12 protein-coding genes are annotated in these 14962 nt (G+C 69.1%); 3 read left to right on the forward strand and 9 right to left on the reverse strand.

The window, feature by feature from the left end:
* Positions 1 to 166: 166 nt before the first annotated feature.
* Positions 167 to 1027 (reverse strand): LysR substrate-binding domain-containing protein, encoded by an 861-nt coding sequence (locus ACFW16_RS25565; protein ID WP_380310374.1) that lies wholly within the window; start codon positions 1025 to 1027, stop codon positions 167 to 169.
* A 100-nt stretch (positions 1028 to 1127) separates the two neighbouring features.
* On the opposite strand from ACFW16_RS25565, the gene ACFW16_RS25570 reads away from it, so the two are divergent.
* On the forward strand, positions 1128 to 2075 hold the full coding sequence (locus ACFW16_RS25570; protein ID WP_380310376.1) for a DMT family transporter: 948 nt from the start codon (positions 1128 to 1130) through the stop codon (positions 2073 to 2075).
* On the opposite strand, the gene ACFW16_RS25575 is transcribed toward ACFW16_RS25570, so the two are convergent.
* The 3 genes from ACFW16_RS25575 to ACFW16_RS25585 form a co-directional block, all read right to left on the reverse strand.
* Positions 2044 to 3072, reverse strand: a complete 1029-nt coding sequence (locus ACFW16_RS25575) for a calcium-binding protein (protein ID WP_380310378.1) — start codon at positions 3070 to 3072, stop codon at positions 2044 to 2046. The two genes, ACFW16_RS25570 and ACFW16_RS25575, sit on opposite strands and share 32 nt — an antisense overlap.
* Before the next feature lie 36 nt (positions 3073 to 3108).
* Entirely contained in the window at positions 3109 to 5361 is a 2253-nt protein-coding gene (locus ACFW16_RS25580) for a calcium-binding protein (RefSeq protein WP_380310380.1), read from the reverse strand.
* A 231-nt stretch (positions 5362 to 5592) separates the two neighbouring features.
* Entirely contained in the window at positions 5593 to 6894 is a 1302-nt protein-coding gene (locus tag ACFW16_RS25585; protein WP_380310382.1) for an aspartate aminotransferase family protein, read from the reverse strand.
* Between the two features lie 108 nt (positions 6895 to 7002).
* On the opposite strand from ACFW16_RS25585, the gene ACFW16_RS25590 reads away from it, so the two are divergent.
* On the forward strand, positions 7003 to 7926 hold the full coding sequence (locus tag ACFW16_RS25590; RefSeq protein ID WP_380310384.1) for a LysR substrate-binding domain-containing protein: 924 nt from the start codon (positions 7003 to 7005) through the stop codon (positions 7924 to 7926).
* A 226-nt stretch (positions 7927 to 8152) separates the two neighbouring features.
* Here ACFW16_RS25590 and ACFW16_RS25595 read toward each other — a convergent pair whose 3' ends face one another.
* From ACFW16_RS25595 to ACFW16_RS25610, 4 genes are read right to left on the reverse strand one after another with little or no spacing between them, the layout of a single operon-like run.
* Complete coding sequence (locus tag ACFW16_RS25595; protein WP_380310386.1) at positions 8153 to 9496, reverse strand: alpha-glucosidase/alpha-galactosidase; 1344 nt, start codon at positions 9494 to 9496, stop codon at positions 8153 to 8155.
* A 37-nt stretch (positions 9497 to 9533) separates the two neighbouring features.
* Positions 9534 to 10847 carry an ABC transporter substrate-binding protein gene (locus tag ACFW16_RS25600; RefSeq protein WP_380310387.1) on the reverse strand — a complete coding sequence of 438 codons (1314 nt, stop codon included), beginning with the start codon at positions 10845 to 10847 and terminating at the stop codon, positions 9534 to 9536.
* 36 nt (positions 10848 to 10883) lie between these two features.
* Complete coding sequence (locus ACFW16_RS25605) at positions 10884 to 11783, reverse strand: carbohydrate ABC transporter permease (RefSeq protein ID WP_380310389.1); 900 nt, start codon at positions 11781 to 11783, stop codon at positions 10884 to 10886.
* A 10-nt stretch (positions 11784 to 11793) separates the two neighbouring features.
* Positions 11794 to 12540 (reverse strand): carbohydrate ABC transporter permease, encoded by a 747-nt coding sequence (locus ACFW16_RS25610; RefSeq protein WP_380310391.1) that lies wholly within the window; start codon positions 12538 to 12540, stop codon positions 11794 to 11796.
* A 384-nt stretch (positions 12541 to 12924) separates the two neighbouring features.
* Between ACFW16_RS25610 and ACFW16_RS25615 the strand changes: the two genes are divergently transcribed.
* A complete protein-coding gene (locus ACFW16_RS25615) occupies positions 12925 to 13971 on the forward strand; it encodes a LacI family DNA-binding transcriptional regulator (RefSeq protein WP_380310393.1) in 1047 nt (348 codons plus the stop codon).
* Here ACFW16_RS25615 and ACFW16_RS25620 read toward each other — a convergent pair.
* Complete coding sequence (locus tag ACFW16_RS25620) at positions 13961 to 14929, reverse strand: calcium-binding protein (protein WP_380310395.1); 969 nt, start codon at positions 14927 to 14929, stop codon at positions 13961 to 13963. The two genes, ACFW16_RS25615 and ACFW16_RS25620, sit on opposite strands and share 11 nt — an antisense overlap.
* Between the last annotated feature and the right edge of the window lie 33 nt (positions 14930 to 14962).

Below are 14962 nucleotides of genomic sequence, written 5' to 3' on the forward strand. Positions count from 1 at the left end.
TTCGTCTGTTTTTTTTTTTTATATTCTACTTTCTTTTTTTTTAACTAATAAAAAAACAAATTAAAAATTTTTTACCGTTTGGTGGGTTGCCCTACCCCCACCCCAACACCGTGCAGCCCGAACCAGCGTTGGGTTCGCATTCGCGAACCCAACCTACGCGGACGGGTCACGCCGCCTCGGGCCGGGCCTCGGCGCAGCTTTCGGCCAGCTGTTCCGCCACCAGCCGGACGGCCGGGGACGCGCCGGGCTGCAGCATGACGGCGAGCTCGCTGGGCGGGACCGGCGGGAAACCCTCCTCCGGCCGCAGGATGCGGAGGTCGTCGCGCACCGAGCGCGCGACCAGGATGCCGATGCCGAAGCCGCAGGCGATCGCGGCCTGCACCGCCGGCAGGTTCGAGCCGGTGAAGGCGATGCGCCAGCGCCGCCCGGCGCTTTCCAGCGCGTGGATCGCCCGCGCCCGGTAGATGCAGCCCTGGCCATAGGCGACCAGCGGCACCGGGTCGCCCTCCGGCACGCCGTGGCGGCGGCTGGCGACCCAGACCAGCCGCTCGGGCCAGGCGGCGACGGCGGTGCCGATGCCGGAATCGCGCTTGATCACGGCGATGTCCAGCTCGCCCTGGCCGAAGGCGCGGCGCAGCTCCGACCCCGCGTCGCAGCGGACGTCGAGCCGGAGCGCCGGGCGCAGCCGGGCCAGGCCGGACAGCGCCTCGGTCAGCCGCTCGGCAGCGAAATCCTCGCCCAGCCCGACCCGCACCACCGCCATCCCGTCCGGCCGGCGCAGCGCGTCCTCCGCCTCGTCGCTCAGCGCCAGCAGGCGGCGGGCATAGCCCAGCAGCCGCTCCCCCTCCTCGGTCGGCGCCAAGGCGCGGCCCTGGCGGTCGAGGAGCGGGCAGCCGACCGCCTGCTCCAGCTTGCGGATCTGCTGGCTGACGGTCGATTGGGTGCGGTGCACCCGCTCGCCGGCGCGGGTGAAGCCGCCGGCATCGACCACGGAGACGAAGCTGCGCAGCAGGTCGAGGTCGAGCATGGATCACCCATCGACTTTTCCACTGCACGCCATTTAATCATTGAATTTCCAAATAGTCACGCCGGGACCTATGGTGCAGCCGATCCGAAGGAGATCGATCATGCACGCCGTCTCGGTCCCGGCCCCCGGCCGCAGCGTCCTGGTGCGCTGGGGCTTTCCCGCCCTGTTCGTGGTGCTGTGGGCCTCGGCCTTCACCGCCGCCAAGGTGGCGGTGACCTATGCCCCGCCCTTCCTGCTGCTGTCGACGCGCTTCCTGCTGGCCGGGCTGGTGCTGGCCGGCCTCGCCCGGCTGTCGGGCCGGCGCTGGGGCCTCGGCCCCGGCGCGGTGGCGCGCTTCGCCCTGCTCGGCATCGTCACCATGGCGGTCTATCTGACCCTGTCCTATTTCGGGATGCAGACCGTCACCTCCGGCTTCGCGGCGCTGATCATCAGCATGAACCCGGTGCTGACCGCGGTGCTGGCGGCGCCGCTGCTGGGCGAGCGGCTGACCCGGACGAAGCTGGCCGGCCTCGCGCTCGGCGTCCTCGGCGTCGGCATGGTGCTGCAGAGCCGCCTCGGCGGCGGCATCGAGGGCCCGGTCGGCATCGCCTTCACCTTCGGCGCGCTGGTCGCCCTGTCCGCCGGCACCATCCTGTACAAGCGGATCGCGCCGCCATCGAGCGGACCGGCCGGCGACCTCTGGTACGGCACCGCGGTGCAGACGCTCGCAGCCGGCATCGTGCTGCTGCCGCTGGGCCTGGCGCTGGAGCCGGTCTCGGCGATCCGCTGGACGCCGGAGCTGCTGGCCGGCTTCCTCTGGCTCGCCCTCGCCGTGTCGCTGTGCAGCTATCTTCTGTGGTTCGACATGCTGGACCGGCTCGGCGCCTCGACCGCCAGCGCGCTGCACTTCCTGGTGCCGCCGATCGGCCTGCTGCTCGGCTGGGCGGTGCTGGGCGAGCATGTGCCGCCGCTCGACCTGCTCGGCGTCGTGCCGATCGCGCTCGGCATCCGCCTCGTCACCCGCGCCGCCCCGGCCGCTACAGCGCGAAATCGCCGAGCTGCAGATTGATCGCCCCCGACAGCGTGATCCGGAGATCCGCTGCGCCGTCGCCGTCGACATCCCCCAGGACGGTGGTCGCTCCGTCGCCGATCTCGTAGCGCAGCTCGCCGGCCTGGTGGCTGAACGGGGCGTTCCAGATGAAGCCGAAGCCCTGGTGGCCCGCCACGGTGGCGTCGGCATCCATCACCACGAGATCGATGACATCGCCTTCGGCCTGGTGGAAATCGACGATCCAGTCCGCGCCCGTCCCGGCCTGGCTGTCGGAGACCGACCAGAACTCGAAGACATCGGCACCGGCACCGCCGCTCAGGGTATCGGCCCCGCCATCGCCGATCAGCCGGTCGCTGCCGTCGTTCCCGTACAGCAGGTCGCCGGCGGGCCCGCCGGCGAGGAAGTCGTCGCCGCTCCAGCCGCGCAGATCGCTGCCCGAAATGGTGCCGACCAGCACGTCGCCATAGGCCGTGCCCCAGACATTCTCAACGCCGGTGACGGCATCCCCTGCGGCCTCGCCGAACTCGGCGATGCCGCGCCCGAGATCGACATGCACGCCCTCGAGACCGTTGTAGTCGACGGTGTCGACACCGTCGCCGCCGTCGATCCGGTCCGCCCCGGCCCCGCCCTGGAGGAAGTCGTCGGCGGTGCCGCCCATCAGCAGGTCGTCGCCGTCGCGGCCATAGAGCGTGTCGTTGCCGCCGAAGCCGCGCAGCTCGTTGACAGCGTCCGATCCGGCCAGGACATCGCCATAGCCGCCGGTGCCCCAGACATTCTCGATGTCGAACAGCCGGTCGCCCTCGGCCTCCCCGCCCCAGCCCTGGCCGGCGGCGAGGTCGACCGAAACGCCGGCATTGCCGTTGTAGTCGGCGGTGTCGATGCCCGCGCCGCCGAACAGCGCGTCGGCACCGGCGCCGCCCTGAAGGAAATCATTGCCGTCGAAGCCGAAGAGAATGTCGTCCCACGCACCGCCGACAAGAAGATTGTCGGCGGCATCGCCGTAGATCGTCGTCATGGATCGCTCCCGAGATGCGGAAGGCTGCTGCCGTCGCTACAGCACGAAGTCCGAGGCCTGCAGGCCGATCGAACCGGTCAGGCGGATCTGGAAGTCGGAGGTGCCGTCGCCATTGACGTCGCCGCCGATGGTGGTGACGCCGTCGACGGTGACGAAGCGCAGCTCTCCGGCGTGGTGGGTGTAGGCCCCGGTGCCGATGAAGCGGAACGCCTGGTTGCCGGCGGCCGCGGCGTTGGCGTCGATCGCCGATAGGTCGATGCGGTCGCCCTGGGCGTGGCTGAAATCGGTGATCCGGTCGGCCCCCACCCCGGTCGGGCTCTGCGCCGCGCTGCTGTAGACGAAGCGGTCGGCGCCGGCGCCGCCGGTGAGCGTGTCCCTGCCGCCGGCGCCGGTGAGCACGTCGTTGCCGTTCCAGCCTTGCAGCACATTGGCGCCGGTGTTGCCGACCAGGCTGTCATGGCCCTGGCTGCCGGAGAGGTTCTCGATGCCGCTCAGCCTGTCGCCCTGGGCGTCGCCGCCCGTCCCGGTGCCGGAGACCAGGCTGACCGCGACCCCGACCCTGCCGGTGTACCAGCTGGCGGTGTCGCTGCCGTTGCCGCCGTCGAGCGTGTCGGCCCCCGCCCCGCCGCGGAGCAGGTCGTTGCCGTCGTAGCCGCGCAGGACGTTGGCGCCGGCATGGCCCGACAGCGTGTCGCCGCCCTGGCTGCCGTTGACGTTCTCGATCCCCACCAGGACATCGCCCTCGGCGTTGCCGCTGCGGCCGGTCCCGGCGGCGAGGTCGACCACCACGCCGACCGCGCCATCGGTGTAGCTGACGGAATCGATGCCGGCGCCGCCGTCGAGCCGGTCGGCCCCGCCGCCCCCGCGCAGGACGTCGTTGCCGTCGCCACCCAGCAGCACGTCGTCGCCGTCCAGGCCGCCGAGCGTGTCGTCGCCGCCCCAGCCCTGCATCTGGTTGGCGTAGGAGGAGCCGGTGATCGTGTCATAGGCGCTGCCGCCGGAGACGTTCTCGACATCGGTGCCAATCACGTCGCCCTCGGCATCGCCGCCATGGCCGCCGCCACCAATGGTGACGGTCAGGGCGGTGTCGCCCCGGTATATGACGGCATCGACGCCGTTCCCGCCGTTGATCCGGTCGCCGTCGCCGTCACCGTAGAGCACATCGTTGCCGTCGCCGCCGTCCAGCACATCGGCGCCGCCATATCCTTCCAGCGTATCGTCCCCGCCCAGCCCATACAGCACGTCGTCGCCGGAATTGCCGCGCAGGATGTTGTCGATGTGGTTCCCGGTCAGGACATCGTTGTAGCCCGTGCCGACGAGGCCCCTGAAGGCACCGATCAGCACGTCGCCTTCGGCATCGCCGCCATAACCCCTGCCGGTCGTCAGGTTCACATCGATCCCGGCGCCGATCTGGGGATAGGTGTAGTCGAGCCAGTCGAGGCCGCCGCCGGCCTCCAGCTGGTCCCGCCCCGCGCCACCGATCAGGGTATCGTCGCCGCTGCCCCCGATCAGGACGTCGTCGCCATACCGGCCTTCGAGGACGTCGTTGCCCGCGTCGCCCATGAGCCGGTTGTTGCCCCAATCCCCCATCAGCCGGTCGTTGTAGCCGCTGCCGCCGATGCTCTCGACGCCTTGGATGGTGTCGCCTTCGGCATGGCCGCCGCGGGCATACTGGTATTCCAGGTTGACGTCGACCGCGGCGTCGCTGGCGTAGTACTCCACGGTATCGATGCCGTCGCCGCCAAGCAGGACATCCGCCCCGGCCCAGCCACGCAGGAAGTCGTCGCCGTAGCTGCCTTCGAGTCGATCGTTGCCGTTGCCGCCGGTGAGATAGTCGTTGCCGATCATACCCCAGAGCGTGTCGTCGCCGTCTCCGCCCCAGAGCCCGTCATTGCCGTCATAGCCGCTGAGGACGTTGTTCGCCGCCGAGCCGCCGATGAAGTCGTCGACGTTGGTGCCCCAGACGTTCTCGATGTCGGCGCCGACCACGTCGCCGTCGGCCTCGCCGCCCCAGGAGGTGCCGCCGATGTTGACGTTGACCCCGACGGCGCCGCGGTAGTCGACTGTGTCGATGCCGGCATCACCTTGCAGCCAATCCCCGCCGGCGCCGCCCTGGAGCAGGTCGTCGCCGTCGGCGCCGTAGAGCCAGTCATTGCCGTCGCCGCCATAGAGCGTGTCGTTGCCGGCCCGTCCGGCCAGGCTGTCATTGCCGCCACGGCCATCCAGGAAATCGTCCCCGGCGTCGCCGGCATTGAGCTCATTGGCATCGGTACCGGTCCACTGGACCATGGAATTCTCCTGACAAAGGACGGGCATGTCGGCCGTGAGCCGCCCGGTCTGTGATGAGGAGAACCAGCCCTGTTCGGTCCGGTCGCGGCCCCGCCCCTCCGCAAGGGTGCGGCCGACGGCGGGTCGGGCCGCCGATCCGGTCGAATGGGCGCCAAGATGTCGGGAATCGGGAGCGCCCTCAATCCCCGAGGATTAGGGGTACAGTCCTCGGGGCGAGGGATATATGGACGCTCAGGCGCCGGCCAGGACCTGCGTGATCGCCGCGTCCAGCAGCTCGACGCCCAGGTCGATCTCGGCGTCCGTGGCGGTCAGCGGCGGGGCGATACGCATGGTGCCGCCGGAGAAGCCGGCGCGGACGATGTTGGCGGACAGGCCCAGTTCCAGCGCCGTGTCGGTCACCGCATCGGAGATCCAGGCCGCGTCGCGGCCGCCGGCGTCGGCAAATTCCAGCCCCAGCAGCAGGCCGCGGCCGCGGACGTCGCCGATGCAGGGATGGCGCCGCTGCAGCCCGCGCAGCCCTTCCGTCAGCCGTGCCCCGGCCGCGGCGGCCCTCGCCGCCAGCCCGTCGCGGACCACGATCTCCAGCACCTTCAGCCCGACCGCGGCGGGCAGCGGGTCGTTGACATGGGTGGTGTAGAACAGGAAGTCGCGCGCCTCGGCCTCGGCGGCGATCGCCTCCGTGGTCATCACCGCGGCCAGCGGCAGCCCGGCGCCCAGCGTCTTCGACAGCGTCAGGATATCGGGCTCCACGCCGTCGCGCTCGAACGCGAACATCAGCCCGGTGCGGCCGATGCCGGTCTGCGCCTCGTCCAGGATCAGCAGCATGCCGCGGGCCCGGCAATGCGCCTGCAGCGCCGCCAGGTAGCCGGGCGGCAGGTCGAGCACGCCGCCGCTGCTCAGGATCGGCTCGGCGATGAAGGCGGCCAGGTTGCCGGTGCTCTGCCGGTCCAGTAGATCGAAGGAATCGTCCAGCTCCTGCCGCCAGTCGATGCCGGGGAAACGCGGACGGTACGCGTTCGGCGCCGGGATGCCGAACTGGCCGGGCATCAGCGGGCCGGTGCCGCGCCGCCCGGCCTTGTAGGTGGCGGCCGCGGCGGCGCCGGTCATGCCGTGCCAGGACTGGGTGAAGCCGACGATCTCCCATTTGCCGGTGACCAGCTTGGCCAGCCGGATCGCCGCCTCGTTCGACTCGCCGCCGGTCGACAGCAGCATCACCTTCGGCAGGCCCGGCACCAGCCCGGCCAGGGCCTCGGCCAGGTCGACCACCGGCGCCGACAGCATCGAGGAGAACAGGTGGTCGAGCCGCCCGACCGCGTCGCGCACCGTGGCCACGATCTCGGGGTGGGAATGGCCGAGGATGGCGCTCATCTGGCCGGAGGTGAAGTCCAGCACCCGGCGGCCGGCGGCGTCGGTCAGGAACGCGCCCTCGGCCCGCACGGGGACAAAGGGCACGAAATCACCGCCATAGCGCAGCAGATGGCGGCGGGCACGGGTCCAGAACGTGGCGTCGAGATCGGTCGCGATCGTGTCCATGGCAGGCTCCGGGGCCGGAAGATACCGCCATCCTCCACCCTGCCCCGTCCCCCCGCAAACGCGGAGAATTCGCTGGACTCGTGAGGACAATTCATCATTCATCGAGCGATGAAGCGGACTCTGCCGCTGCGCGCGCTCGCAGCCTTCGAGGCCGCCGCCCGCCTGGAGAGCTTCCGGGCGGCGGCGGAGGAGCTGGCGCTGACCCCGTCGGCGGTGAGCCACCAGGTGCGGATCCTGGAGGCGCGGCTGGGCCTGCGCCTGTTCGACCGGGTTGGCCGGGGCGTGGTGCTGTCGCCCGAGGGATCCGAGCTGTTCGGCCGGATCGGCGGCAGCTTCGACGCGCTGGCCGAGGCGGTCGAAGCGGCCGCACGGCGCGGCAGGCGCGCCCGCCGGTCCGAGGTGGTGCTGCTGCGCACCCCGCCGTCCCTGGCCGGATGCTGGGTGCTGCCGCGCCTGTCCGCCTTCCTGGCCGCGCATCCGGAGATCGACCTGCGCGTCCATGCCGATCTGCGGCTTTCCACCGACAGCGGCACCCGTTTCGAGGCCGACGGTGTGGATCTGGCGATCTGGTACGCCGACCACGCGCCCGCCGCGGCGGCGCCGCTGCTGACCGAGACGGTGCAGCCGCTCTGCGCCCCGGCCCTGGCAGTCCGCGCCGACCTGCGCGCGCCGCGCGACCTGCCGCCGCTGCCGCTGATCGTCACCCGCGACAACCGCCTGTCCTGGGAAGCCTGGTTTCGGCGCCAGGGCGTGGCGCTGGACGACGGCTTCGCCGGCACCATCCAGCTCGACCCGTCGCATGTCGCGATCGAGGCGGCGGTGAAGGGCCTCGGCGTGGTGTTGGAGAGCGACGTGCTGGCCGAGGACGCGCTGCGCGACGGCCGGCTGGTCGCGCCGTTTCCAGGGCTGGGCGTGACCTGGCCCGCCTACTGGTTGGGCACCGCCCGCAATGCGGCCGGAAAGGAGGGGGTGGAGATCGTGCGCGCGTGGTTGATGGAGAGCGCGGTGCGTCCGGCCCCCGCTGGAGAATAGCTCGAGCCCGTTCCATCCTTGTCCCCCCTCCCCTTGCGGGAGGGGGATAGGGGGAGGGGTCTGCGCGCGAATGCGCAAAGAACAGGCTTCGCTATCGGAGCCGGCTCACCAGCGTCCAGGCTCGCCCTGGCGGCGAAAACCCCCTCCCCCTACCCCCCTCCCGCAAGGGGAGGGGGGACTCATTTTGCCTTCGTCGATAACACTACAAAGAGGCAACGCGTTGGATCTACGCCACCCGCAGCAGCGGCTGCGCCTTGGCCGGCGGGCGCAGCGCTTCGGGGATCCACTCGCCATGCGCCGCCAGCAGGTCGTCGACCAGTTTCCAGATCTGGTCGAGGTCCAGCTCCGCCGCCGTGTGCGGGTCCAGCATGGCGGCGTGGTAGATGTGGTCGCGGTTGCCGGTCAGGAGCGCCTCGACCGTCAGCGACTGGACGTTGATGTTGGTCTGCATCAGCGCCGCCAGATGCGGCGGCAGCCGGCCGATGCCGATCGGCTGCACGCCGTTGCGGTCGACCAGGCAGGGCACCTCGACCGTGCAGTCGGCCGGCAGGTTGTCGATCAGCCCGCGATTCTGAACGTTGCCGTAGATCACCGCCGGCTGGCCCGTCTCCCTGGCGCGGATGATGGTCGAGCCGTATTCGACGCTGCGCTTGATCTCCAGCGGCACGGTCGGGTCCTGCAACTGGGCCCGCAGCGCCCCCCATTTGTCGATCTGCCGCTCGCAGCGGGTGATGTACTCGTCGAGCGGGATGTTGAAGCGGTCGACGATCTCCTCGCGCCCGCGCTTGATGTACCAGGGCACGTATTCGCTGAAATGCTCGCTGGATTCGGTGACGAAGTAGCCGAGCCGCAGGAACATGTCGTAGCGGACGCGGTTCCACTCCGGCACCCGGCCCTCCTCCACCACCTTGCGGATCAAGGGCGTCAGGTCCTGCCCGTCGCGCTCGAACTTCAGGTAGAAGGCCATGTGGTTGATGCCGCCGCAGAGATAGCTGATCTCCTCGACCGGCACGCCGATGTCCTCGGCGATCTCCGCCGCGGTGCCCTGCACGCTGTGGCACAAGCCGACGGTTTTGATCTTCGTCGCCCGGTTCAGCGCCCAGCAGTTCATCGCCATCGGGTTGGCGTATTGCAGATGGGTCACGTCCGGGCACAGCCGCTCCATGTCCCGGGCGTGCTCCAGCAGGACCGGCACGGTGCGCAGGGCCCGCATGATGCCACCGATGCCGAGCGTGTCAGCGATGGTCTGGCGCAGCCCGTAGGTCTTCGGCACCTCGAAATCGGTCACCGTGCACGGCTTGTAGCCGCCGACCTGGATCATGGTGATGGCGTAGTCGGCACCGTCCAGCGCCCGGGCGCGGTCGGTCGTCGCCTCGATCGTCGCCGGCGCCTTCAGCGCCTCGGCGATGCGCCGGGCCACGGTCTCGGAGGTGGCCAGCCGCTCCGGGTCGATGTCGTAGAGGGTGATGCGCGCATCCGCCAGCTCCGGATAGGACAGGATGTCGCCGATCAGGTTCTTGGCGAAGACCGTGCTGCCGGCGCCGATGAAGGTGATCTTGGGAGAGGTCATGCGGAGGGTCCCGGTTGGCGGATGGATTGAGAAAACGCTACTCGAACAGAGCGTTGACCTGGTCGTTCGCTTCCTTCAGCAGCGGCGCGACCGGCACGTCCTCGAGGAAGATCCGGTCGAAGGCCACGTTCATGGTCGACAGGATCTGCGGCGAGTAGTCGGTGATCGGGTACAGGAAAGTCTGGTCCGGCGTCGCCTGGCTGGTGAAGGCGGTGACGTCCTGGCCGCGCTCGGCGAAGGCGTCCTGCGCGATCTTGGCGGCCGCCGGGATCGCCGGGAACACCACGCCGGCCTTGCCGATGATGCTCTGGCACTCGGCGGAGCCGAGGAACTTGACCCATTCCCAGGCCTCGTCCGGATGCTTGGTGCCGGTCCAGATCGAATCGCCGAGGCCGTTGAACATGCTCTTGCGGCCTTGCGGCCCCTGCGGCAGCGGCACGAAGCCGTAGGCGAAGGACACGTTCTTGGCGTACCAGGTCGAGTTCCAGGAGCCGTCGGCGACGATCGCCCCCTTGCGGGCGCCGAGCAGCGCGGTGCCGCCAAGCGCGCCGACATCCTTCTGCGGCAGGCCGTAGCCCTTCTTCAGCGACAGGTCGCGCAGCCAGGTCAGGGTCTCGGCCAGGATCGGGTCGTCGTAGTGGTACTTGGTGCCCCAGGGCTCGTCGATGAACTTGAAGCCGGCGGAGACGGCCAGCCAGCTCCACTGGGTCTGGCCGTAGCCGTCGATCTTCGGGGTGATCAGCCCGTACTGGACGACGTTCTTGGGGTCGAAGCCGGCCTCGTCGCCCCGCTTGCCGCTGGCGTCGAGCGACAGCTTGGCCAGGATCTTCTCGAAGCTGCCGCCGTCCTTCGGGTTCCAGGTGGCGGCGCGCAGCTCGTCGACCGTGACCCCGGCCTTGTCCAGCATCTCCTTGTTGTAGACCAGCGCCACCGTGTCCCAGTCCTTCGGCATGCCGTACAGCTTGCCGTCGCGGCTCCACAGCTGGACCAGGCCGGGGCTGAAGATGCCGGTGTCGACCTTGTCGCGCTCGACCAGCGGCGTCAGGTCCATGATCTGCTCGTTGGCGACGAATTCGGGGTAGGAGCGCAGATGGTCGGCGAAGACGTCCGGCGCCTCGCCCGAGACGAAGCCGGTCGATAGCGTGGTCCAGTAGTCGAGCCAGCCATACTGCGTCACCTTGACGGTGATGTCGGGGTGCTTGGCGTGGAAGGCGTCGCCGCAGGCCTGGTAATGCGGCGCCTGCAGCGCATCCCACAGCCAGTAGTTCAGCTGGGTCTCGGCCCGGGCGGCGCCGGCCAGCGACATCGCCGCCGCCGATAGAAGCAGGGTCCTCGACAGGCTCACACGCATCTCAGGCCTCCTCCGATGTTTGTTGATGCCGCGGGGTCATTTCAGCCCGCTGAACTGCAGGGATTCGACGACGCGCCGGCCGAACAGCACGAGCAGCACGATCACCGGCACGATCGACAGCACGGTGCCGGCCATCAGCCCGGTCCAGTCCGGATTGCCGTTCTGCTGCTGGGTCTTGAAGGCGGCCAGCGCCACCGACATGACCCGGACGTCGGCGTCGCGCCCGACCAGGAACGGCCAGAAGAAGTCGTTCCAGGCGTTGATCGACAAGAGGATCGCCAGCGTGGCGATGGCGCTCTTGTGCACCGGCAGCACCACCGACCAGAAGGTGCGGAACGGCGTGGCGCCGTCGATCCGCGCCGCCTCCTCCAATTCGCGCGGCGTCGACAGGAAGAACTGGCGCAGGAAGAACACGGCGAAGGGCGACATCAGGATGGTCGGCGCCACCATGCCCTGGAAGGTGTTCAGCCAGCCCAGCTCCTTGATCAGCACGAAGTTCGGGATGAACAGCACGATCGCCGGGATCATGGTGGCGGCGATGAACAGGTAGAAGATCACCGTCGACCCGACGAAGCGGATCCGGGCAAAGGCATAGGCGGCCAGGGCCGAGAAGAACACCTGCCCGCCCACCGTCAGCAGCGTGAAGATCAGGCTGTTGCGCAGCGCCAGGGCGAAGTTGATCGGCGTCGACGGGGTGGCGGGGTTGACCGGCGCCAAGCCCAGGACACGACGGAAGTTGTCGAGGGTCACCTCGACCGGCACCAGCAAGGTCGCCTGGTCGAACAGGGTCGAGGTCGGCACCAGCGCCGTCTTCAGCGTGATCCACAGCGGGAACAGCGAGCAGACGATGAAGCCGGCCAGCATCGCCCAGGCCAGGATGCGGCCGGGGGACAGGCGAAGGGGGAAGGCGTTCGGCAGGACGGCGGTCGCGGTCATGGCGCGGCCCTCACTCGAGATCCGAGCTGCCGGCGCGCAGCGCCCGCATCTGCAGGATGGTGATCAGGATCAGCACCGCGAACAGCACCACCGACATCGCCGAGGCGTAGCCCATCTTCGAGAAGCGGAAGGCGCTTTCGTAGACGTACCAGATGATCGCGCTGGTCGAATTCGCCGGCCCGCCCTGGGTGGTGACGGCGATGGTGTCGAAGATCTGGAACGACCCGATCACGCTGGTCACCAGCACGAACACCAGGACCGGGCGCAGCAGCGGCAGGGTGATGCGGCGGAACACCGCCCACTCCCCCGCCCCTTCCAGCCGCGCGGCCTCGTACAGCGACCGCGGGATCGCCTGCAGCCCGGCATAGAACAGGAGGGCGGTGAGGCCGACATGGCGCCAGATGTTGATGCCGGCGACCGACATGATGGCAAGGTCCGGCGCCGCCAGGAAGGACTGCCGCGGCACGCCGACCAGCCCGAGGAAGACGTTGGTCATGCCCAGCAGCGGATCCAGCAGCCACAGCCAGATCAGCGCGGCGATGACGTTGGACAGGAGATAGGGCGCGATCACAACCGCCCGCAGCGCCACCGACTTGCTGAGCCGGTCCATCAGCACCGCCAGGACCAGGCCGAGCACGGTCTGCAGCGGGATGTTGTAGAGCACATAGGCGATGGTGATGCGGGCCGACTGCCAGAAGCGCGGGTCGTCGATGAGCTTCAGATAGTTGTCGAAGCCGATGAATTTCGGCGCCCGCATCAGGTTCCAGTCGGTCAGGCTGATCTCGACCGCGCAGCGTCGGGTAAAGATAGAAGACCGCGAAGCCGATCAGCGCCGGCAGGATGAACAGCCAGCCGGTCACGTTGCGCTGCAGCGCCGCCCGCAGCTTCGGGCGGGACCGCAGCCACCCGGCGGCCGCTGCCGGCCTGCTCCAATCCGCTGCCACCATCCTCGACCATCCTCCCCGGATCGGGCCCCGGCTCGGAAGCGGGGCTTCTGTCTGCGGATGACACGTGTCAGTATCGTTACTAACACGTGTTAGCTATAGTCAAACGAGATCCGGTTGGCTTGTCAAGCGCCGACCGGCATGGCACAGGGATCAGGCATGGCCGGTTGGCCGGGCGCCCCATGAAGCGGATGGACATGGAACGACGCAGGGTCACCAGCCACGATGTCGCCCGCCGGGCCGGGGTATCGCGCGCCACCGTATCGATGGTGCTGAACCGGTCGGACGCGGTGGTGATCAGCGCCGAGACCCGGCAGCGCGTGCTGGAGGCCGCGGCGGCGCTGGGCTATCGGCCGAATTCGGCGGCGCGGATGCTGGTGCGCGGCGACACCGAGACCATCGGCCTGGTGGTCACCGACCCGCAGGTGCTGGCGGTCGACGGCTTCGTGCCGCAGCTGCTGTACGGCATCAGCCAGGCGACGAGCGAGAGCGGCTACCGCATCCTGCTCGAAGGGGTCGAGCCCGGCGCCGGCCCGCATGCCTATGCCGAGCTGGTGGAGGGCCGGCGAATCGACGGGCTGATCGTGCTGAACCCGCCGACCGACGCGCCGCAGATCCATGCGCTGATCGACCAGGGCTTCCCGCTGGTGCTGCTGGGCTCGGTCCGCCACCCGCGCGAGCACGCCTGCAACTTCTCCACCCGCCGCGCCATCCGCCGCTCGATGGACCATCTGGTCGGGCTGGGGCATCGGGCGATCGCCCATATCGGCTTCTCGCCGCCCGGCTTCGTCGCCACCGATGCGCGGCTGAACTCCTACCGCGAATCGCTGCGCGCCCACGGCATCGAGCCGGACGACCGGCTGGTGGCCTATGGCGCCTTCAGTGCCGAGAGCGGCCACCGGGCGATGCGCGAGCTGCTGGAGCGTGGCGGCGAGAGACCCACGGCGGTGCTGGCCGGCAACGACACCATCGCGCTCGGCGCCCTGGCGGCGCTGACCGATGCCGGGCTGTCGGTGCCGGATGACATCGCCGTGGTCGGCTTCGACGACCTGCCCTTCGCCGCCCTGTTGCGCCCCGCCCTGACCACGGTGCGCAACCCCGGTGTCGAGCAGGGCCGCCAGGCGGCACAGCTGCTGATCCGCCTGTTGAAGGGCGAGACGGTCGAGCAGCGCCGCGTCGCCCTGCCGACCGAGCTGGTGATCCGCGATTCCTGCGGCGCCCGGCGGCGGGAAATCAGAGGATGAAGTCGGACTCGGTCAGATCCGCCGGCTCCCTGATCCTGAAGGCGAAGTCGGCCGCACCGTCGCCGTCGGCATCCGCCGAGACCAGGCGGCCATACCCGTTCCCGAACGCCCAGCGCAGTTCGCCGGCCGTGCCGCTGAAGGCAGCGGTGCCGATGAAGGCGAAGGCCTGGTTGCCCGCCGTCGTCAGATCCGCGTCGATGCGCGAGAGATCGATCGTGTCGCGGAAGGTGAAATCGAGGATGGTGTCCTCCTGGCCCGGCAGGCTCTCCACCAGCCGGTCGATCCGGATGATGTCGGCGCCCTCATTGCTTTCGAGGCCGTCGGCACCGCGCCCGCCGACCAGGACGTCGTCGCCGAGGCCCCCTTCCAGGCGATCCGTGCCGCCGCGCCCGGAGAGAAGATCGTCGCCAGCCCAGCCTTGAAGGAGATTTCCCTCATCCGTTCCGACAAATATGTCGTGGCCGGAGCTTCCGCCGATGTCTTCAAAATTGAGAACAGATGCCTCGTAAAACACGCCCGGCTCGCCCTCCGGTCCGAAAAGTGCGGTTCCGTTCTCCAGGTGTACGAAAGCACCCCGGCCGTTGACCTGAAGCCCATCCTTTCCGTCACCGCCGTCTAGAAAATTATTCGCACCCAGCCCGGGGCTGCTGGGGCTGAAGTAAACCGCGTCATCCCCTGCCCCTCCGCGGAACTCGACGTTTTCGATCCTGCCTTCCCGATCCAGGAAAAGCGCTTCCTCGGCACCGGGCCCGCCATGGATCGTGTCTCCTCCGTCCTCGAGGAAGATCCGGACGTATCCCGTATTCGCTCCGTCCACCTCGACCAGATCCGACCCGCTATAAGCCTCGACGGTAACCCAGTCGTAGTCGGCCGGTACGGCGATATGATCATCACCGGCAGTGCCGTAGATCTCCAGATAATCCGAGTCATTGCCGACGGCTTCGTGGATCTCGGGCATCGCATTTCCTCCGTGAATGGGGTCTTCGCAAAC

Origin of the sequence: Inquilinus sp. NPDC058860 (assembly GCF_042743185.1) — a bacterium.
GTDB lineage: Bacteria > Pseudomonadota > Alphaproteobacteria > DSM-16000 > Inquilinaceae > Inquilinus.

What these genes read in the sequence shown, in the direction of transcription:
- ACFW16_RS25565 (WP_380310374.1), bottom strand. Translation starts at nt 1,027, where the DNA reads ATGCTCGACCTCGACCTGCTGCGCAGCTTCGTCTCCGTGGTCGATGCC.
- ACFW16_RS25570 (WP_380310376.1), top strand. Translation starts at nt 1,128, where the DNA reads ATGCACGCCGTCTCGGTCCCGGCCCCCGGCCGCAGCGTCCTGGTGCGC.
- ACFW16_RS25575 (WP_380310378.1), bottom strand. Translation starts at nt 3,072, where the DNA reads ATGACGACGATCTACGGCGATGCCGCCGACAATCTTCTTGTCGGCGGT.
- ACFW16_RS25580 (WP_380310380.1), bottom strand. Translation starts at nt 5,361, where the DNA reads ATGGTCCAGTGGACCGGTACCGATGCCAATGAGCTCAATGCCGGCGAC.
- ACFW16_RS25585 (WP_380310382.1), bottom strand. Translation starts at nt 6,894, where the DNA reads ATGGACACGATCGCGACCGATCTCGACGCCACGTTCTGGACCCGTGCC.
- ACFW16_RS25590 (WP_380310384.1), top strand. Translation starts at nt 7,003, where the DNA reads ATGAAGCGGACTCTGCCGCTGCGCGCGCTCGCAGCCTTCGAGGCCGCC.
- ACFW16_RS25595 (WP_380310386.1), bottom strand. Translation starts at nt 9,496, where the DNA reads ATGACCTCTCCCAAGATCACCTTCATCGGCGCCGGCAGCACGGTCTTC.
- ACFW16_RS25600 (WP_380310387.1), bottom strand. Translation starts at nt 10,847, where the DNA reads ATGCGTGTGAGCCTGTCGAGGACCCTGCTTCTATCGGCGGCGGCGATG.
- ACFW16_RS25605 (WP_380310389.1), bottom strand. Translation starts at nt 11,783, where the DNA reads ATGACCGCGACCGCCGTCCTGCCGAACGCCTTCCCCCTTCGCCTGTCC.
- ACFW16_RS25610 (WP_380310391.1), bottom strand. Translation starts at nt 12,540, where the DNA reads ATGCGGGCGCCGAAATTCATCGGCTTCGACAACTATCTGAAGCTCATC.
- ACFW16_RS25615 (WP_380310393.1), top strand. Translation starts at nt 12,925, where the DNA reads ATGGAACGACGCAGGGTCACCAGCCACGATGTCGCCCGCCGGGCCGGG.
- ACFW16_RS25620 (WP_380310395.1), bottom strand. Translation starts at nt 14,929, where the DNA reads ATGCCCGAGATCCACGAAGCCGTCGGCAATGACTCGGATTATCTGGAG.